The following is a 20421-nucleotide window of genomic DNA, read 5'->3' on the forward strand; positions in this document are numbered from 1 at the left end:
CGGAACCACTATGCGATAAACGCACGGCGTGCTACGTGCGATGGCTTACATTAAGCGCCACTGGTGGATCGAATCACTGGGTTGCCAACCCGTCTCGTGCTATGTTAGGAGTGCCGTTTCGCTAGCGAGTGGATTATGGCAATACGGCGGCGTGATGACGAAGTCAGACACATGACGTGGACGCGCCATGTCATATCGCTCATCCAGTGTTGCGCCGCCGTTTTTACAATTCTTTTCAAGCAAGACGGCACGGGATCATTGATGCGAGGATATAAAGATGAAACGCTCCGGTACGCAAAGGCACGGCAAATATTCACAAGAAATTGGTTTTAAATTCGATGCCGGCCTGGTCGGCAGGTCGGCGCGTCGGCGGGACCCGCATCGATGGTTTCCGTGGTCCAGGTGATGAAACCTCGCCGTCGATATTGGAATCGCCTCGACGCTATCTCGATCTTGTTGAGCTTCGGGCTGCAGGCCGGCAGATAGAACAGGACAGCCTTGTGACAGATCGGCCACCGATCCTGCATTGGATATGGATCGGTATGTTCATGCCGCAGTCCAAAGGACACCGCATCGGCAGTAACGGTTCGATCCGTGTCCACAATTCGTCGTCGATGACTGTTTGACCCGTCCCCTCGACTCGCATCGCTCGGAACATCAACGTTAACAGCTCGCCGACAAGGCTAACAGTCCCTTCCGGTCTTTATGAAACCGTCCATTAATGCGCACGCCCCTTCCCTGGGTCGTACAACGTGAGCCATGCAGGAACGAGTCTCGGCCTTGCACACGTCTCGCATGCGATCGGGCTGCTTCAGACGACGGTTGTCCGGTTTTCCGCCTCCCCCCGGATCATGGGTCGGCCGGAATTCCAGGCAGCATGCGATGACGTCAAGACGTTTGATGGTCGGGTGATCGAAACGGCAAGCCGAACCGATGACAGCCAGACATGGATCGCAGGCGAGCATTCCACGCGGCATCGTTGTTTTCGTTGATTCTGGAGTGCATTCCGATGTTGCACGAGAGCAATCGGCAAGATCGTCGGGAGGGAATCAATCATGTCACGAACACGAACGAACGTTTGTGATGTCGCTCCGCGGTGGTCCGGTCAATGGCGAACGTCAAGGTACTTCGCGTAAATATTTCCTGTTTAACTATGCTGAATGACGACATGAACAACCACCAGCTATTCGACACGTTGGTGCCGAGCAAGAACAAACATGCAGTGCGTCGAGTGTGCGCTGCGGTCTCCCTGGCGATTTCCACTCTGCTTTCCGCGTGCGCATTTGCGCCCGGCCAGCACATGGCAGAACCCGCTGCATTACCGGTCACGACCGCCGACAACGGCGACGTGACCAGTGACATGAAGGTTCCGCTCAAGCAGATCGATCTGACTCTGATCAACCAGATTCGCGCGGAGCAGATAGGCCGAACCGCGTTGCCGATCCCGAGCAATCTGCTCGGCAAACCGAATGGCTACAAGCTTGGCCCGGGCGACGTATTGCAAATCACGGTATGGGATCACCCGGAGTTCGCTGCCGCTGTCGGCCAGCCCACGCAGAACACGAAGTCGTCCGACGCGGCGCCTGGCTTCGTTATCGATAGCGACGGTAACGTGCAGTTTCCATACGTGACTCGACCGATCCACGCCGCCGGGAAGACTGCGGCACAAGTCCAGCGGGAACTCGATGCCGAACTCAAAAAGGTGTTTGTCAAACCGCAAGTGACCGTTCGCGTGGCATCTTTCCGCGCCGGGCAGATATATATAGACGGCGAAGTGCGCGCGCCCGGTTCGCAGGCGGTCAACGACATTCCGATGACACTGGTCGAAGCGGTCAATCGCGCCGGTGGCTTTGCACCGACCGCGGATCAGAGCCGCGTGACCATCACGCGCAATGGAACGATCTATCCGGTGAATGTCGCGCAGATGATGAAAACGGGCAAGAGCCCCGCCGCTATCATGCTGCAGTCGGGCGACCTGCTGCACGTAGGCGCTCGCGACGAAAATCCCGTCTACGTAATGGGCGAAGTAAACAAGCCGCAGGCCGTGCCACCGCTACGCGACGGCTCGCTCACGCTGAGTGAAGCGCTTTCGGAGGCCGGCCAGCTCAACCAGCAGACGTCGAATGCCAAACAGGTATTCGTGCTGCGCAAGGCCGCCGACAGCGAACCCGTCATCTATCACCTCGATTTGGAGTCGCCTGTTTCGATGCTGCTCGCGAATCAGTTCCCGCTCGCGTCGAAGGACGTCGTCTATGTCGACAACACCGGGCTGGTCCGCGCGAGCCGCGTGCTGAACCTGCTGCTGCCGGCGATCAGCGCGGGGTTGACCGGCGCGCTCGTCACCAAGTAATCGGCATATGGGACGGACCACGGCGGGAGGTCGATAACGATGTGCGCCATTGGGGGCGGCGCTCGCTGTGGAACCGCCGCCGACGTTCGATGAGCACCTTGGCCTCAGCACGGCTTCGGAACCATTCCAGGTTCAGCAATTCGTCACGCAGCTTGCCAGTAGGGCTCTCGACAAACCCGTTTTGCCACGGACTGCCAGGCGCGACGAAGACCGGACCAATTGCGGTGTCTCGCAGCCAGCATCTGCTCGGCAATCAGGCGCTCGAGCCGCTCGTTCTCCGACTCGAGATTCTTGAGCCGGCGAGCGTCGGCCACATCCATGCCGTCGAACTTGTTGCGCCAGCGATAGAACGTCTGTTTTGCGATGTTGTGGCGCTTTCGGAGATCCCTCACCGGTTCGTCCCGGTTCTCGGCCTCGCGCAGACAGCGTGCGAATCGCATCAACCCGAACGCGCCGACAGCTTGATCAGACCGACCCGTTCACGACAGAGTACATAGGCGAGCGCGACAGCTACTGCCGTTTCGGCGATCAACACCGCGATAGCCGCGCCGCGCTCTGCGAACAGCATGGCAAGCGGCGGCAGCAATGTCACGTTCAACACACCGGATGAGATCAGGATGATGCTGAAGGCGCGCTTCATGCCAATCACCAGCATAGTTTGAACACCGAACAGATCCGTCATACATGCCATGAACGGCACCAGCGCCAGGCAACGCAGCACGCCGATCGTCGGCGCAAACGAGCTGCCGTACAGGATCCGAACGACCATCGGCGCGCATGCGTAGATCGTTGCCGACATTGCCAGCACCAACGCGCCCTGCACCACGATCAGCTTTCGCAAGAACGCAAACGCGTCGTCACGCGCGTGATGCATCAGATAGGTGACGTGCGGATAGGTTGCAGCCCTCAGCGGTTGCAGCAGACCGACTGCGGCCCGGATCAACTTGTCACCCGCGGCAAAATAGCCGGCGGCGACACTGCCCGAGACGATACTCAGCAGGACGGTATTGGTCGATGCGTAGAACGAGATTGACGTCGATGCGAGGAATACCTGCGAGCCGCCTTTCAGGGCGGCGGCGATGTCGGCAAACCGTATGCGGACGCTTTCGATCTCACGACGAAAGATCAGGTACGCAAGCAACGTCACCCCGCAAAGCAATGGAACCGCCGCGTTGATGGCAACCGCGTTCAGGAGATCGTCCGGCGTGCGCACCCACATGAAGAAGGCGACGACACTGAATGCACGGTACACAACCACCGTGACACTGTAGACGCTCAACTTCTGGATCCCCTGAAAGTACCAGCCCGGCGTAAGCGCGGCACCGATCGCCATCCCGAACCCGATCAGCAGGGCCGCGCGTTCCGCCGCGAAATGCGGGATGAGCATGGTCAGAGCGACAAGTACGGCAAAGCCGGCGACAGTGATCGCCCATTGGGCGCAAACCGTTGCCCAGAAAATGCGGGATCGCTCCTCCCTGCCGTTCGCGAGTGCGACACGCGGCGTTGCAGTCAGGTCGAAGCTGTAATTCGCCAGATTGATGAAATACGTTGTAACCGCAAGCACGAACGACAACCGTCCGTACTGTTGGGGGCCGAGCACGCGCGTCAGGAGAGGCAACGTAACGAGCGGCACGACGTACGTCGAGATTTGCAGTGCAAACAACAAGACCAGGTTTTTTCGAACGGCGGTCATCATGCCTTCTGGGCTGAGTGTGAACAGTGTGCCGACTGTCAATGTGCCCACGTGCGCGGTACATCCGTGCCAATGCCGAGTACGGCATACAGCGACGACGCGTAGCATTCGACCGAGTAACGCGACCAGTCGTAGTGACGATTTTCGCTGTCGAGGTGCGCGCGCAGTTCGGTAAGTGCGCGCGCGAAGCCTTCGGACGTACTCCGGTAGCGAATCTTGTTGCCGATCTCGTCGCCAAAGGTCGACAGGCTTCCGATGTCGTGCACAAGCGCCGGCAGGCCGAGCATCGCCGCCTCGACGATCACGAGAGGGGCATTTTCCACCCAGATCGACGGCAACACGAGGGCATCGTGCGTTGGAAGCGCGGCGAATAACGTTGCATGATCGAGGCGCCCGGCGAAACGCAGCCTCCCCGACTCGACGAGCGTCGTGTAATGTTTCTCCAGGTCGCTCCGCTCCGACCCGTCGCCGTAGACCGTAAGCGACGCAATCGCATCGCCGGCGGATTCGTTCATGAGCGCGAGAAACTGAGCGAGGCCCTTGTCCGCTTCCACACGACCGACGAAAGCGAGATCGAGTCGATCGCCTCGGGCAGGTTTGGGCGGACAGGGAACCAGCGTCGAGTCAATCGGGTTCGGCAGAAGTGTGGCGGGCGTTCGACCACACCGTGCAATGAGGTCACGCATGAACGGACTCGGACAGAGAATCTCGTCAAACAGGCCAAGCGGGTCGAAAATCGCATTGACGGCATGCCAATGCAACTTTTTCGCGACGTCGTGAAGAAAGCCGCGCGGGCTGGCGTTGAGAGCGAAACGCGTTCCGCGATGCAGTTGGTCGAGTGACAACGGTTGCGCGCGTCCGCGGGAATAGACCAGCAGGCTCGGGTTGTAAAACAACAGATGGTAATCGTGCGCGGTCATGTATAAACCACATCCCGAGTGCCGCTTGTAGCGGGCGAGCACGGGCAGAATCGCACTCGACAGCAGGTTGTGGTAATTGTGTACGAGGATCCGTTGCGGGCGAAACCGATCGAGCAGCGTGACGAGCGCACGTGCAGCGGCAGGTGACCACGCTCGTGCGCGCCGACCGCCTTCGGAATCGGGCAGTGTGTGCTCATCGAAGGTTTCGACTACAACGTCGTTGCGGGCGCGAAGCACGTCGACGGATACCCGGTACACCTCCTCGGCACCACCCTTGCGAACGAAGTCGTTGATGACGAGCACACGCATCACAACGAACCGTTATGGCGCGTTGCCTGCAGCGCATAGTGTTTGCTCATTCTTCGACATCCATGGCAATTTCGTAGCATCAACATTCCTGAACGGCCTCATGGCGCCGACACCATCGAAAACGGGCGACGCGAGAATTGGATGCCGCCACGATATCGTGTCGCGAATCGAGGTTCTGTTCGCACGATTACTTTTGGACGGTCGATGACAGGCCGCCCGGCAAACCGGGGCATGTTGCGCCCCGCTTTCCGGCAACCTGCCCGTCATTCAGCCGTCCCCGACACGTCGGCCCACGCCGCGTTCGTTCCGGTTCGGCGCTTGCGGGAAGGCTACGGGGTCACACGTTTCGCTCCCGCGTTCGCTTTCCGGGTCGCGGCAGGCTCTGCCGGCGCATGCCAGCCGGAAAGCAACTCAACGCAGCGGTCGATGACGTATTGCGCGGCGACATTGCCGTGCAGTGAATGATCGAGTGCGTCCTGCGTGTCGATCGATACATTCTGCAAGTGTGAGAACGCACCTGACACGGGGCCGAAATGCCGGACTACGACATCGATGCCGGGATCGAACGTACCGTAAATGAAGTGAGCCTGAATGCCGCGCGCGGACATGTCGCGCAGTAACCCCCGTGGTGTGTCCTTGCCCGCCACCCGGCCGACACGCTCCATGAGGCGCATGACCGGCACGGTCATGCAATCCGTGACGAAGCGGGCAAATGCGCGCACTACCGGACGCAGATCGCGACCTTCGAGCAGCAGACGGCACCACTTGTCGACGCTGCGCAACGATGCGATATAGCCGCGCATCGAATTGGTCTGGTTATTGACTACATTCGAGAGCGTCTCGCCACGCGGCCAGATAAAAACCGGGAGATTGACCGTAATCACACCGGCGAGCGATCCACGTGCGGCCGCATGCAGCGATGCGTATGCCCCGGAACAGATCCCGAATGTAACGACCTTGTGGTGACCGGCCTCTTTCAGCCAATGCGCGGCCGATACCAAATCGGCAATCGTCTGGTCCGAATACGGAATGTCGGACTGGTCGTCGCGTGCGCGACGGCTGCTGTCTCCAATGCCGCTCGAATCAATGCGCAGGCTGCGGATACCGACCGCCGCAAGCGATCGGGCCAGGCGAACTGCAAGGCGTCCGTCGGCGGTACGCGGATTAGCGGCAGTATTGGCCATCAGCAGCGTGGGTGCCGCGGCGCGGATCGAGTCGCCGGCCGGTTCGCACAGCACGCCAACCAGTTGCTGCGGTCCCACGCAAATCATCCGTTCGACGCTGCCGTTTCCAGCCAACTCGAAGCCGGACACGGAGCGCCGTGCCGAGGCGCAAACGGTTGCTTCAGAACGGTCGTCGAGCCAGTTCGCGATCGTATCGAGCAGCGCATCGGGCAGCCTCGACCAGTGCGGTTCGCGCATGGCGGCCGCCCAGTCCGAACACGCCTGGATGCTCGCCGCGACACCGCGCGCCTGCAGTGCGTCCAATAACGCAGGACTGTCGCCATACGATACATCGACGAGCAACGCGCGCGCAGGCAACGTACGCATGTGGCCGGCAGCTTCGCACAGGTCGATGCGCCGGAGCGCGCCGACGAGATCGTCGGGATACGCATGGCCGAGTACGTTGAATGACCTATCGTTGCGAACCGCATCCCGCACAGTCGGTGGCGCGTTGTCGAGCCAGCGTTGCGCCACGAGCGAAAGCTCTCGCACATAACTGCGACCACGCACAACGGGTGCAAGTGCGATGAAACTTGTGAGTCCGGGTATGCCATCGGTGGCGAGAAATGCCAATGCCGCACCAGCGCGCACGCCGACGAGTGTCAGGCTGTCCACCTCGGCGTTTTCGTACAGCGTCCGAACAGCATGCCGGACGCTCTCGAGCATGTGGTCGAAGCGTTCGGAATCCCGTTCGTCTCCAAGCGAATCGCCGCTCGCCGGATAGTGAAAGCGCAGCACCGGGAAGCCGCGGTCGGCAAGATGCTCGGCAATTGAACGCACAAGTTTGTGAAGCCAAAGCGCCTCATGGCCGAGCGGTTCGCAGATGACAACGCCATGTGGTCGATTCCCCTCGTGAAGCCACCCAACGCATCCATCGAACTGGATGGGTGTCATGGTTTGGTCCTTGTTTTAAGTGTCTGACGGGCCGGATTTCCATGCATGCTTGCCTCGGTCCAAGGGACAAGCGGTCGATCATTGCCCAGATGAATAAAGTGAGGTGGACGTACGACACGCGAGCATCCGCCGCAGACCACCCCGATCCGCGGGTCCTTCGAGATGGAGAGCGGTTTCGAGAATGCTCTTGTTCGCATTCCCAATCTCACGGTCTTGCACATCGGATGACCTCGATGCACCGGGCAGACGCCCCCGCCCCCGATGCATACAGAAAGTAGACCATTCAATGCTGACGTAATCCGTACGTCACATTACATTTCCAATGCAGCACATCTTGCATCGCACCGGTCAGGCAGGGATGATGAATTCGTGCTGCCCTGGTTCGACAAGCGCGGAAAGAGCCGCGAATACGACATTCGAAGGCGGGTTTCACGGAGTAACGGCACGGGCAGTCAGCGTACCCGGCGCCGCAGACGGAATCGGCAGGTTCACGACGCGGCTCCAGCGCACAAGCGATGACGCATCGACGAATACGACGTCGTGACGCTCGAGCACGATCTGCTCGGCGAGCGCTTCGCACCGGTTCATGCGCCCGTCGGTCAACATCAGCGTCGCCGGGCGTGACACCTCGTCGAGCACGAACACTTTGCATCGTCGTCTGGAACGACACCCGTTACAACACTGGACAGCCCGCACCAGCATCACCGCGCCGATCATGCTCCGACGAAGCCGCTCATGCGGGAATACCTGATTGGACACCGTCCGGGGCGGCGTGTATGTGAGCAACCCCACCAAAAACCTATCTTCACCCAAACATGTGGTCGCGCCGACCCGCCCTGCACGCCGCGTTCGATTCCCGCACTACTGTCCCAGTCTCGGAATCATCGTGACGGTGGGCGCGGCACTATAGGTGACGGTCATCGCGTCGCCCGGCTTGAGATCGACCATCCCGTTCGTCAACCCGGTTGCATACGCCTGCTGCCCGTTTCTCGACACGCTGATTGACGACACCGTACCGCCGGCGATCGACATGCTGACCGCACTCGGATAGCTGTTCGCGAACGTCCACGGCGAAGTACTCACCGTTTGTGCAACCGGCGTCAGTTGCACACCGAAGCCGACAAAGCCGTTTTGAGCGATATTGTCTTCGCTCCACGACGTGTAGGCCCATGAGTTCGACGAGATCAGCGAGTCGATTGCGCGAGGATAGTTGGCCGGCTGGGCCAGATAGTTTCCCCGCAGTTTGAGCGACGCCCCGGCCGTGAGCGTCCCGACCGTGATGAAGCGAGCGAACCCGTTGCAGCAGCCGATATTTTCCCCGGCATTGCCGCTGATCTCCGTGAACGACGTGCAGGATCCGTCCACGTAGATCCCGTCCTTCGAGATGCCGGACAACTGATTCTTCGAGACGATGCACCCTCGGGTGTTGTACAGGGCGATTCCGGAAACGGCGCTCAGTCCGCCGGTCCCGGTGAACGTAATCGACGCGCCACTGGCAATTCCGCTGCCCGTGAAATTATTGGACAGCGTGACGGTCGGGCCATTTCCGTTACCGGAAACCGACGTCACATAAGTGCCGACCGGAATGTTCGTTCCGGATACGCCTTGCCCCACCGCACAGCCGCGTGCCGACGGATACGGCGTAAACGTCAGCGTGTTGGTTCCCGCCGCCGATGCGGCCGAGGTCGCGATCGTTTGAGACGTCATGCAGACCATCGGGGTAAAGACGATGGAAGCACCGCTCGCCACGGTGCCGGTCGTCGCCTTGCTGAGCGTCACCGAATTTGCCGTCAGGCCGGTCACGAAGGTTCCGGCCGCGATGTTGGTACCGCTGACGCTCTGCCCGATCGACACGCCTGTCGTTTCGTTACCCGGCGAGCCGAAGCCGTAGGTATCGGTGTAGGTCACGCCTGTCGTCGTGGCGAACGTCAGCGACGTGGCGCCGCTCGCGGCCGAAGCCGCCGTCGCAATCGTCGCCCCGAACAGGCCAACGCCGGAAAAAATCACGGTCCCGCCACTCGGTACGGTCGCATTCTGGCTCAGCGTTACCGTCGATACACCGGCCGATACGACCGTGCCGATCGATACGCTTGTCGACCCGTTGAAATACCAGGCCGTCATGCCGACGGCAACGCCAGGGGTATTGGCAAAGTTCAGCGTCCGAGACGCCGACGTCGCACTGATCGCCGTCAACGGGAATCCGTTCTTGTTGTTCGGATCCCATGCATTGCTGATCGTGTTCTGCGAAATATTGACGTGGATGTTGCTTCCGGCCGGCTGCCACAGTCCGATCGGCGTTCCCGCCGCGTTCTTGATCGTGTTGTTGACGATCGTGATATTCGAATTATTGAATCCGGCCGTCGCGGTCACGGCCAATGCCGCATAGCCGATCGGGCCATTTGGCGAATTGACTATTGCACCGATGTTGGATTGAACCCCGCACGTATCCAGAACATTATTGGCGACCGTCACGTTATCGTTACCGTACGACTGGTAAACGCTCGTCAACTCTGACGCGACATAAACACCGGCACCCATCGGATTGTAGATCTGGTTGTCGGTCACCGTGATGTCTTGAGCACCTACAATCGCTATGCCGCGTGCATATTTGGTTCCGACAACCCGGTTATTTGCAATCGTAATGCGTTGAGGACGGACGCCCTCGTTGAAATAGCCAACCACGGCAAACGCGTCATCGCCGCCGTTGATCACTTCATTGTTCGTGACGGTGATGTCCGAGCTTGCCTTGGTGACGTGAATGCCGTCATGCCAGATATTGAGCAGGGTATTGCCGAACACCCTGCCGTTGACGCAACTGCGCATTATCGCGCCGCCACCGGCCGAGTTATTGAACTTGCACCCCGAAATTTCAAACTGGCTGCAACCCAGCATGTTGAGTGAACCAGCGTTCTCGTCCGGATAATACGCAGTCGAATTCTTCGAAAAGAATTGCAGATTCCGCACCTTGAAATTGCTGACATTCCTCCAGTAAATCACCGAATTCTGGCCTTGCGGCGTCGTGCACTGCAGGATCGAGTCCCACCCGGCCCCGATGATCGAGGCCGTTGCAGTCAGCGTATTGCTGTACAGGTAAGTTCCCGGCGGAAAATACAACGGGATCCCGGCATTGAGCGCTACCTGGAGTGCCGCCGTATCATCGGTCACGCCGTCACCCACCACTCCGAACCGCCTCACACTCATCGGCAAATCGACCAATTCCTGGAGAAGCGTTCTTGCGGTCAGGCCCGTCGCCGTACCAACGATATATGTAGCCGGAAACTCTGCTGTCATTTGAGCACTCCTGCGATCGCAATCCATTGCGACGCAAAAAATTGACGTTGAATTGCGGGATTCTCGGCGATCACCCAATTTCGCATACATCGTTTCGCGACCTTGTCGACCACCCTCGATGCGCGCGTACTCGCATCTGAACGCACGAACAGTCTCAGAATAGGGGCAGATTTCTCAACGAAAGGTGCGCGGAATAACCGAAGCAGGCAGGCGGTTCCGAAAAATCCTCGCGCTCCCGATACGACAGAAACGCGACAGGGATTCCGGCGCTGCTCCACGCACTGGCTGCGTATCGATCCGACACGAAGGGACGGCAGTTCAACGACATCACGATGGACGACGATTTTTCCTCGGACGAGTACTTCTTACCCCGCCGCACCGCCGCAATCGGGAACGATGACCGTCTTTTCGTCGCGTCGCGCGACCATACCGAATAAAGATCGTACGTATCGGTAGAAACACCGATGCTGTAGTCGAACTACATTCATACCATTAGTCGCTGCTGAGAGTCGCTACATCCGATTCGGCAGCGTCGGACGGCCAGTGCGTCGCCGCCCGCGTTGACCGGTCGAGCCCAACCGGCCGTAACGATTCCCCGCCTGGCCTGGCATGCCGACGCGCAACCACCCTGCATCGCCAGCCGAATGCGTCCGGTGCGAATCCACCGGGCGTGCGCAGCTCCAGACATCATCCGAACAACGAGCAATACGATCATGGAGAGCAACATGCGGGACAAACTCTGGCCGGCCGTCGTGCTGGCAGCGACCCTCTGCACCACCGCCTACGCGGGCAACGCCGATTTCAACTCGCAGGGCGACGCCACCGACGCGTTCGCGTCGTCCGCCGCGCAACGGCGCGCCGACCTGCTCGTGCGCAAGATGACGCTCGACGAAAAAATTCAGTTCATTCATTCGCAATACGAAATGTCCAAGGTGCCGGGCGGCGGCGCCGGCTACATCCAGGGCGTGCCGCGGCTCGGCATTCCCGATCTCAACATGGTCGACTCGGCGACCGGTTCCGGCAGCACGTCGCAGGCCAGCACGACGTTCCCCGCGACGATCGCCGTCGCCGCGAGCTGGGATCGCCGCCTGTCGTACGACTTCGGCAAGCAGGTCGCGATCCAGTTGCGCGCGCAAGGGTTCGGCATGGGCCTCGCCGGCGGCACCAATCTCGCGCGCGAACCGCGCGGCGGCCGCCTGTTCGAGTATCTCGGCGAGGATCCGCTGCTCGCCGGCGACCTGCTCGCCGAACGCACGCTCGCGACGCAGCGGCAGAAAGTCATCGCGACCATCAAGCACTACGCCGGCAACGAACAGGAGCACGGCCGGATGGGCGGCAACACGCAGATCGACGAACGCACGCTGCGCGAGCTGTACCTGCTGCCGTTCGAGATCGCCGCGAAGCGCGGGCGGCCAGGCAGCGTGATGTGCAGCTACAACCGCCTGAACGGCACGTATGCGTGCGAGAACAATCACCTGCTGAACGACGTGCTGAAGAACGAATGGGGCTTCCAGGGCCAGGTGCAGTCCGACTGGGGCGCGACGCACAGCACCGCCGCCGCGATCAACGCCGGGCTCGACGAGGAAGAAGACGTCGGGCCGAGCGTGTACCTGACGCCGGCGGCAGTCAAGCAGGCGATTGCGAACGGCTCGGTGTCGACCGCGCGCCTCGACGACATGGTGCGCCGCAAGCTCGCCGTGATGATCCGCGTCGGCGTGATGGACGATCCGGCCAAGGGCGGCGGCACGATCGATTTCGCGGCCGCGAACCGGTTCGCGCAGGCGGCCTCCGAGCAATCGATCGTATTGCTGAAGAACGACGGCAACCAGTTGCCGCTTGCCGCGTCTGCACTGTCGCATATCGCCGTGATCGGCGGCCATGCCGATGCGGCCGTGCTGTCGGGCGGCGGCTCGGGCAACACGCGCGACCCGGTGACGGGTTCGTTCGCGGGCTGCGGCGGCCTGACGTTCGGATCGTCGACGGGGTGCAGCTGGTGGCGTAATCCGTGGCTGAAGGTCGACGTGCCGATCGTCGCGGCGATCCGCGCGCTCGCGCCGGCCGCGCAGGTCACGTACGCGGGCAACAGCGACCAGCAGTCGCCGTTCCGCGCGTACACGCAGCAGGAGATCGACCAGGCCGCCGCGCTCGCGGGCCGCTCGGACGTCGCGATCGTCGTGGTCGCGCAGCCGGCCGGCGAGGATTTCGGCGAACTGCAAAGCCTGAGCCTCGCGAACCCGTCGAACCAGGATGCGCTCGTCGAAGCCGTCGCGCGCGCGAATCCGCATACGATCGTCGTCGTCCAGAGCGGCAATCCGGTGCTGATGCCGTGGAAGGACCGGGTGTCCGCGATCGTCGAGGCGTGGTATCCGGGCGAAGCCGGCGGCAAGGCGATCGCGAACGTGCTGTTCGGCGCCGTCAATCCGTCCGGCAAGCTGCCCGTCACGTTCCCGGCGCGCGACCAGGATTCGCCGACGTGGGGGCAAAACGGCGCGTTCGACAACGATCCCGTCTACGCGGAGAAGCTGAACATGGGCTATCGCTGGTATGACGCGCGCAACATCAAGCCGATGTTCGAATTCGGCTACGGGCTGTCGTATACGCACTTCGCGTATTCGGGGCTGTCGGTGTCGCGGCAATGGGACGGCTCGCTGAGCGTCGCGTTCACCGTGCGCAACGACGGACGCGTCGCCGGCGCGGAAACGCCGCAGGTCTATCTCGGCGTGCCGTACAAGGACGAACCGCCGAAGCGGCTGGTCGGCTGGGAGAAGATCCGGCTGAATCCGGGCGAGGCGCGGCATGTTCGCGTCACGGTGTCGCCGCGGATGCAGAGCGTGTGGGATACGTCGCGCAACGGCTGGCGCGTCGTGCCGGGCGGGACGGTGTATGTCGGCGCGTCGTCGCGCGATATCCGGCTGCAGGGCAACTGAGCGGCGATGAACCGACGGGGGCGCCGCACATGACGTGCGCGGCGCCCCCGCATTTGCTCATCTGCTGACGATCTTCACCGGAACCGCTCAACCGGCGCGCTGCGCCGGCCGGGCCGAGCGACAGATTTCGGCAAGCACATCGAGACCACGCGCCGGCTCGCGCACGAACGGATTCGACTCGTCCCATGCATAGCCGGCCAGGATCGAGCAGATCATCCGCTTGACTTCCGGCGCCTTGTCGTCATGGAAGACGATGTCCTGCAGATCGCCGGAATACCAGCGTTCGACGAATGCGCGGAACGTATCGATTCCCTTGCGCAGCGGCGTGCCGTAGTCGCGCTGCCAGTCGACCGTCTCGCCGCACAGGTGGCGCTCGAGCGCTGCGACCGCCAGATGGGACGACCGCAGCGCGATCGTCACGCCCGACGAGAAGATCGGGTCCAGAAACTCGCCCGCATTGCCGAGCAACGCGTAACCGGGGCCGTGAAGGCGCTCGACGTTCGACGCGTAGCCGCCAATGTGCCGCACCGGCATCACGAACGGCTTGCTGCCGACGAGGCGCGCCAGCGTGGGTTCGGTCTGCAGCAACTCGCGCAGCAGTTCTTCGCGACGCGTGTCCGGCACGTCGAGGAAAGCGGCCTCCGCCACGCAACCGACCGACGAGCGTCCGTTCGTTAGCGGAATCATCCAGAACCACACGTCGCGCCGCTCGGGGTGCACCGCGATGCAGATCTTGTCGCGATCGGTCGATCCCGCGGGCAAGCGATCCTCGACGTGCGAGAAGATCGCCGCGCGCATTGGCAGCCGCGTCGGCGCCTCGAGATCGAGCAGGCGCGGCAGCACCCTGCCGAATCCGCTTGCATCGAGCACGAACGACGCGTGCACGCGGTAATCGCTCCCGGCTTCGTCCACAACATCGAGCATCGGGCGATCGCCCGGCACAAACGCGCGCACCGTGTGACCGAATCGGACGTCTGCACCTTGCCGAGCCGCGCAGCGAATCAGCACGTCGTCGAACGTGGCGCGCTCGACCTGATACGCGGTCCCCCATCCTTCCGTAAACTTCTCGCGAAAATCGAACGACGACATCCGGTCGCGATGCACGAAGTACGCGCCGTTCTTGAACTGGAACCCTGCCTCGACGACCGCCTGCAGCATGCCGGCCTCGTCGAGATAATCCATGCTCTGCGGCAGCAGGCTTTCGCCGATCGAGAAGCGCGGAAAGTGCTGGCGCTCGAGCACCAGCACCGACCGTCCGGCCTTGCGCAACAGCCCCGCTGCAACCGCGCCGGCAGGTCCCGCGCCGATGATCGCAACGTCGACCGATTCCGATTTCATTTCATTCATGCTTGCCTTCCATCCCGGTTCATCGGGCAGGTTGATTCTTTGCGCCGCAATTCGGCGATGCAAACTACAATAACCGTTCAACAAAAGTACCAACGAGAGGCACATGACAGCTTATCGCACGCGCACGTCCACTTACGTTCCCGAAACCGCCTTCGGCATCTGGTTTCTTCGCACGCACACCTGGGAACATCATGTGCTTCGCGTGGCCATCAACGATCTGAAGCGGCTCGTCGCGGCGCCGTTGCCGAAGTCGCCCGTCATCCTCGATGCCGGCTGCGGACAAGGCAAGTCGTTTCGCTTGCTGAACGACGCGTTCGCTCCCGGCAAGATCGTCGGGATCGACTGCCACGACGAATCGCTTGCGCACGCGTCGGAAGCAGCCCGGCACTGCGGCACCCTCGTCGAATTGCGGCATGCCGATTGCGCAAGCATTCCGCTCGCCGACGCAAGCGTCGACGTCGTTTTCTGCCACCAGACCTTCCACCATCTCGTCGAACAGGAACGTGCGCTGGCCGAGTTCCATCGGGTGCTGAAGCCGGGCGGCGTACTGCTGTTCGCCGAGTCGACCGATGCCTATATCAAGTCGTGGGTCATCCGGCTGTTGTTTCGACATCCTATGCAGGTTCAGAAAAGCGCGGACGGCTATCTCGCGATGCTGCGTGAAACCGGCTTCGCGTTCGACGCCCGAAACGTGTCGTTTCCGTATCTGTGGTGGAGCCGCGCGAATGACTTCGGCCTGCTCGAACGCATCGGCCTGCACAGCCCGAAGCCCGGCAAGCGTCGCGAGACGCTCGTCAACGTCGCCGCACGCAAGCCGGTCTGAACGGGGCCCGCCGTCGGGCGGCCCTCGTTCAGGCTCGCCCGCCGCGCGTCAGTGCTTCAGCGTCACGACCTCGCCCGTCAGCGCCACGCCAGCCACGAATGCGCCCGCACCGCAGGTAAAGTCGGTCGTACTGCTGCGCAACACGTTACGGTAGTTGCTCTTGATCCCGACGACAGCGTTGCCGCCCTCCTTCCGTGCTCGCGCCTGAAGCTCGAGCGCCGCCGACAGGAACACATGCTGGCACGCGGCCTCGTCGCTCTTGCCGAACGCGTTGGTCTTCTTGTTGGTCGCGAAGGTGCCGTATGACTTGACGATCTTCGGGTGCGACTGATCGCCGAAATAGAGCGCGACATCGCCGCCGAGCGTGTCGCCCTCGCTCGTCAGCGCGCTCTCGATCGGATAGTTGCCGACAGAATCGCGCGCATGAGCCTGTGACATCGCCAACGTGGCGAAGAGCAGCGCGAATGCAATCCGGTACTTCATGCCATCCTCCGTGTCATTGCTTGTCGAGCAGCACGACGTCGCCGGACACCGCGATCGCGCCGGCGCTGCCGCTCACGCCGCAGGTGTACTCGGTCGTCGAATCGGAACGCTTGTCGTGAAAGCGCGTCGTCACGTTGATGACCGCGTTCCCGCCATGATTCTTCGCATATTCGCGCAGACGGTCCAGCGCCGTGCTCAACGCCTGTTCGCACGTCGGCTGTTCCGCTTCGGTCGCACGCCGCACGCGCACCGACTCCGAACGCGGGCCGATGCTCGTCTTCACTGCCGGATGAGGTTGCGCTCCGAAATACAGGCTGACACCCGACGCATCCTGTGCCGTCGCCGACGCGGGCAGCGGCAGCGAACGAACCACGGTGCCGCAGCCCGTCAACAACGTCGCCGCGATCAGCATGCCGGCCAGATGTGCTTTCTGCTTCATTGTTCTTGTCCTCTCAGCTCAGTAGGTTCACTTCAATCGCCTTTCCAGGCATCCAACAACACACTTGCGCAGCTCCCGCCGAACCCGAACGAGATCGACAGCGCGCGCTCGATCCGCGCGGTGCGTGCTTCGCGCACCAGCGGCATCCGTCCGAGCGCCGGATCGGGCTCGCCCTCGACCGCGGTGCCGGCAACGAAGCCGTCGCGCATCATCAGGATCGTGTAGAGCGCCTCGTGCGCCCCGCTCGCGCCGAGCGGATGACCGGTCATTCCTTTCGTCGACGAAAACGGCGGCACGTTGCCGCCGAACACATCGGCAAGCGCCTTCAGCTCCTCGATATCGCCAAGCGATGTCGACGGCGCGTGCGTGTTCACATAATCGGGCAGTCGTCCGCCGCCTTCGATCGCCATGCGGATCGCACGCGCGATCCCCGCTGCGTGCGGCGTAGCCATGCCCGCGCCATCCGTGCCCTGGCCGAACCCGGTCAGTTCCGCGTAGATTCGCGCGCCGCGCGAGCGTGCGTGGTCGAGCGACTCGAGCACGAGGATGCCGGCCCCCGAAGCGATCACGAAGCCGTCACGGCCGCACGCGTACGGCCGCGACGCCTGCGCCGGCGTGTCGTTGTAACCGGCCGACAACGCGCCCATCGCGTCGAACATCAGCGTCATGTTGTCGTGGAGCGCCTCGCTGCCGCCCGCGAGCACGATGTCCTGGCAGCCCGACCGGATCAACTGCATCGCATGCCCGATCGCCAGCGCACCGCTCGTGCACGCGGAAGACGGCGAATAGGACACGCCCTCGATGCCGAACAACTGCGCGACGCACGCCGACGCCGTGCTGCTCATCGCACGCGGGACGATATAGGGCGGGGTCTTGTCGATCCCGCGCTGCGCCGCGATCGCCATCGCGTCGTCGTAGTCGGCCATCGAGCCGATGCCCGAGCCGATGATCGCGCCGGCGCGCGGCGAGCGCAGCGTCGCGGGATCGAGTCCGGCATCGCGCAGTGCCGCGGCGGCGGCATGCGCGCCGAAGCGGGCGGTATCGCCCATGAAGCGCTCGTGCTTGCGCGCGAACGGCGCAGCCGCATCGACACTGGCGACGCCCGCGACCTGGCTGCGGAAACCACGTGCACGCCAGCCGTCGACGCGACGGATGGCGGAGCGGCCGGCACGCAACGCGGCCGACACGTCGTCGAGCGAATTGCCCAGACACGACACGATGCCGAGCCCCGTGACGACGACGCGCGCCGGCGCGTAACCGGTTGTGCTCACGCGACGCCCCTGCGGAAGATCAACGACGTGTTGATCCCACCGAAGGCGAAGTTGTTGCTCATCGCGAACTCCGCGTCGATCGCGCGCGCGCCGTCGACGATGTAGTCGAGCGAAGCGCAAGCCGGATCGACGTTATCGAGGTTGAGCGTCGGCACGTACCAGTTGCGCTTCATCATCTCGATCGTCCACCACGCCTCGAGCGCGCCGCACGCGCCGAGCGTATGACCGACATAGCTCTTCAGCGAACTGATCGGCATGTTTTCGCCGAACACCGATGCCGTCGCATGACTCTCGGCGACATCGCCGCGATCGGTCGACGTGCCGTGTGCATTCACGTACGCAATCGCCGCCGGATCGAGAGACGCGTCGCGCAGCGCAAGCCGCATCGCGATCGCCATCGTTTCGGCGGTCGGCTGCGTAATGTGTCCGCCGTCCGAATTGCAGCCGAAGCCGACGATCTCGGCATGGATCGTCGCGCCACGCGCGAGCGCATGTTCGTATTCCTCGAGCACCAGCGTCGCGGCCCCTTCCCCGACGACCAGACCGTCGCGGCCGACGTCGAACGGCCGCGGCGTCAGTGCGGCGGCATCGTTGCGCGTACTGGTGGCATACAGCGTGTCGAACACCGCGACGGCCGGCCCCGACAACTCTTCGGCCCCGCCGGCGAGCATCAGTGCCTGCTTGCCGGCCGCGATCGCCTCGTATGCGTAACCGATCGCCTGGCTGCCGGACGCGCACGCCGACGACGCCGGCACGATGCGGCCCTTCAGATCCCAGAACAGGCTGACGTTGACGGCCGTCGTATGCGGCATCATCTGCACGTAGCTGTTCGACGTCACGTCGCGCATCGAGCCGGTCTCGAGCATCGTGCCGAACGCGCGGATCGGCTCGACCGAGCCCGACGACGAGCCGTAAGCGACGCCCATCCGGCCGTCCTTGATCGACGGATCGTCAGCGAGCCCGGCATCGGCAAGCGCGAGTTCGCTCGCCCGCACCGCATACAGCGACACCGGCCCCATCGACCGGGTCTTCTTGCGCGGGTACCATGCCGGCGCCACAAAGCCTGGCAGCGGACACGCGAGCCGCGTATGCAGCGACTCGTAGCAGTCCCACTCCTGCATGCGCCGCACCGCGTTGCGCGCACCGCGCAGGCGCGCCTCGATTTCCGGCCACGTTTCGCCGAAAGCGGTCACGCCGCCCATTCCCGTCACGACGACTCGCTTCATCACACCATCCCGCCGTTGACGCCGATCACTTGCCGCGTCACATAGGTCGCCGCATCGGACATCAGGAATCCAACCACCGCCGCCACTTCGTCGGGCTGTCCGACACGTCCCATCGGCACGGTCTGCAGCGCGTGCTCGAGCGGTACGTCATCGAGCATGCCGGTGTCGACGAGGCCGGGTGCAACGCAATTGACCGTGATGCGTCGCGACGCCAGTTCGACCGCGAGCGCCTTGGTCGCGCCGATCAACCCGGCCTTCGCCGCGCTGTAGTTGACTTGTCCGCGATTGCCGATGACGCCCGATACCGACGCGATCGTCACGATGCGTCCCCCGGCGCGCAACCGCACCATCGGCATCGTCAGTGGATGGACGACGTTGTAGAACCCGTCCAGCCCGGTCTCGATCACGACGTCCCAGTCCTCGTCCGTCAGCGCGGGAAACGCGCCGTCGCGCGTGACGCCGGCGCTGCACACGATGCCGTAGTACGCGCCGTTCGCTTCCACGTCAGTCTCGAGCTGCTGCCGACAGGCCGTGCGGTCGCGCACGTCGAACTGCAGCACGCCCGCCGTGCCGCCCTGCTCCCGGATCGCGGCCGCGACGGCTTCCGCCTGATCGCGACCGCTGCGGCAGTGAACCGTCACGGAGAAGCCGTCCGACGCGAGGCGCATGGCAACGGCCCGGCCGATACCGCGGCTCGCGCCGGTCACGAGTACTCGCCGAGTCATGAGTTGAAACTCCCTTCGATAAAAGACTGAAAATCGTCCGGCTGGTACACCTTGACGATCGCCTCCGCGCAGCACCGATCGCCTGCATGGATCGCGCATTCGTAGGCGCCATGCCCTTCGTCACCGCGCAGCAATTCGCGCGCGGTGATCCGCAATGCCGCGCCGGCGTCGAACGCGGCCCGGTGCGCGGTGTAACGGTTCGCACCGAGCAGCACGCCCGGTTTCGCTCGCCCGCCCGCATGCCGTGCGAGCAACCCGACGTGCGCGGCAATCGCCTGCGCCATCAGCTCGATACCGATCCACGCCGGCATCGCACCGTCGTCGCCGGCGTACCAGGCATCGTCGCGCACGCTCGCGGCCACCTCGATCGCCGTTTCCGAACAGCGTTCGATCGCGTCGAGCAGCAACATCGTGCCGCGATGCGGCAGCACGTCGAGCACGTCGCAAACGGCGATCTCCGCACCGTCGTGCAACGTTTCGGTCAGCGAACCGGTCTGCAT

Annotated in this window: 15 protein-coding genes and 2 pseudogenes; 4 read left to right on the plus strand and 13 right to left on the minus strand. The window is 62.8% G+C overall.

Features of this window, described 5'->3' with window-relative positions:
- Positions 1-338: 338 nt before the first annotated feature.
- A complete protein-coding gene (locus AC3WLY_RS12940) occupies positions 339-626 on the plus strand; it encodes a hypothetical protein (protein WP_492308257.1) in 288 nt (95 codons plus the stop codon).
- A gap of 542 nt (positions 627-1168) precedes the next feature.
- On the plus strand, positions 1169-2350 hold the full coding sequence (locus AC3WLY_RS12945; protein ID WP_492308256.1) for a polysaccharide biosynthesis/export family protein: 1182 nt from the start codon (positions 1169-1171) through the stop codon (positions 2348-2350).
- A gap of 12 nt (positions 2351-2362) precedes the next feature.
- Here the strand turns inward: AC3WLY_RS12945 and AC3WLY_RS12950 are convergent.
- From AC3WLY_RS12950 to AC3WLY_RS12975, 6 genes and pseudogenes are all read right to left on the minus strand, one after another.
- Positions 2363-2790, minus strand: a pseudogene (locus tag AC3WLY_RS12950) (integrase core domain-containing protein); the annotation flags it as partial.
- Positions 2790-4043: an oligosaccharide flippase family protein gene (locus tag AC3WLY_RS12955; RefSeq protein WP_175959210.1), complete on the minus strand. Its 1254-nt coding sequence runs from the start codon at positions 4041-4043 to the stop codon at positions 2790-2792. The pseudogene AC3WLY_RS12950 and the gene AC3WLY_RS12955, both read right to left, overlap by 1 nt.
- Before the next feature lie 38 nt (positions 4044-4081).
- Entirely contained in the window at positions 4082-5272 is a 1191-nt protein-coding gene (locus AC3WLY_RS12960) for a glycosyltransferase family 4 protein (RefSeq protein WP_425130706.1), read from the minus strand.
- Positions 5273-5601: 329 nt separating this feature from the next.
- Positions 5602-7389: a serine aminopeptidase domain-containing protein gene (locus tag AC3WLY_RS12965; RefSeq protein WP_492308255.1), complete on the minus strand. Its 1788-nt coding sequence runs from the start codon at positions 7387-7389 to the stop codon at positions 5602-5604.
- Positions 7390-7818: 429 nt separating this feature from the next.
- A pseudogene (locus tag AC3WLY_RS12970) lies at positions 7819-8055 on the minus strand (polysaccharide biosynthesis/export family protein); the annotation flags it as partial.
- Between the two features lie 195 nt (positions 8056-8250).
- Positions 8251-10680 (minus strand): glycosyl hydrolase family 28-related protein, encoded by a 2430-nt coding sequence (locus AC3WLY_RS12975; RefSeq protein WP_492308254.1) that lies wholly within the window; start codon positions 10678-10680, stop codon positions 8251-8253.
- Positions 10681-11405: 725 nt separating this feature from the next.
- Here AC3WLY_RS12975 and AC3WLY_RS12980 point away from each other — a divergent pair.
- The gene (locus AC3WLY_RS12980) at positions 11406-13607 is read left to right on the plus strand and encodes a glycoside hydrolase family 3 C-terminal domain-containing protein (RefSeq protein ID WP_175958959.1); all 2202 of its coding nucleotides are present in this window, start codon (positions 11406-11408) and stop codon (positions 13605-13607) included.
- A gap of 87 nt (positions 13608-13694) precedes the next feature.
- On the opposite strand, the gene AC3WLY_RS12985 is transcribed toward AC3WLY_RS12980, so the two are convergent.
- Positions 13695-14954 (minus strand): NAD(P)/FAD-dependent oxidoreductase, encoded by a 1260-nt coding sequence (locus tag AC3WLY_RS12985; RefSeq protein WP_175959209.1) that lies wholly within the window; start codon positions 14952-14954, stop codon positions 13695-13697.
- Positions 14955-15057: 103 nt separating this feature from the next.
- Here AC3WLY_RS12985 and AC3WLY_RS12990 point away from each other — a divergent pair, with 103 nt between their 5' ends.
- Complete coding sequence (locus AC3WLY_RS12990; RefSeq protein ID WP_492308253.1) at positions 15058-15777, plus strand: class I SAM-dependent methyltransferase; 720 nt, start codon at positions 15058-15060, stop codon at positions 15775-15777.
- 48 nt (positions 15778-15825) lie between these two features.
- Here AC3WLY_RS12990 and AC3WLY_RS12995 read toward each other — a convergent pair whose 3' ends face one another.
- The 6 genes from AC3WLY_RS12995 to AC3WLY_RS13020 are packed head-to-tail and all read right to left on the minus strand — an operon-like array spanning position 15826 to position 20421.
- Positions 15826-16260 carry an excinuclease ABC subunit A gene (locus AC3WLY_RS12995; protein ID WP_175958958.1) on the minus strand — a complete coding sequence of 145 codons (435 nt, stop codon included), beginning with the start codon at positions 16258-16260 and terminating at the stop codon, positions 15826-15828.
- Between the two features lie 13 nt (positions 16261-16273).
- Positions 16274-16699, minus strand: coding sequence for a YbjQ family protein (locus AC3WLY_RS13000; RefSeq protein ID WP_175958957.1), 426 nt, complete (start codon positions 16697-16699; stop codon positions 16274-16276).
- A 32-nt stretch (positions 16700-16731) separates the two neighbouring features.
- Entirely contained in the window at positions 16732-17970 is a 1239-nt protein-coding gene (locus tag AC3WLY_RS13005) for a beta-ketoacyl-[acyl-carrier-protein] synthase family protein (RefSeq protein ID WP_425130711.1), read from the minus strand.
- The gene (locus AC3WLY_RS13010; RefSeq protein WP_175958955.1) at positions 17967-19196 is read right to left on the minus strand and encodes a beta-ketoacyl-ACP synthase; all 1230 of its coding nucleotides are present in this window, start codon (positions 19194-19196) and stop codon (positions 17967-17969) included. Before AC3WLY_RS13010 ends, AC3WLY_RS13005 begins: the two co-directional genes overlap by 4 nt.
- Positions 19196-19921: a 3-ketoacyl-ACP reductase FabG2 gene (locus AC3WLY_RS13015; protein WP_175958954.1), complete on the minus strand. Its 726-nt coding sequence runs from the start codon at positions 19919-19921 to the stop codon at positions 19196-19198. The genes AC3WLY_RS13010 and AC3WLY_RS13015 overlap by 1 nt, the downstream gene beginning before the upstream one ends.
- Positions 19918-20421: a hotdog family protein gene (locus AC3WLY_RS13020; protein WP_175958953.1), complete on the minus strand. Its 504-nt coding sequence runs from the start codon at positions 20419-20421 to the stop codon at positions 19918-19920. Before AC3WLY_RS13020 ends, AC3WLY_RS13015 begins: the two co-directional genes overlap by 4 nt.

This window comes from Burkholderia sp. FW306-1C-G01B (genome assembly GCF_058781685.1).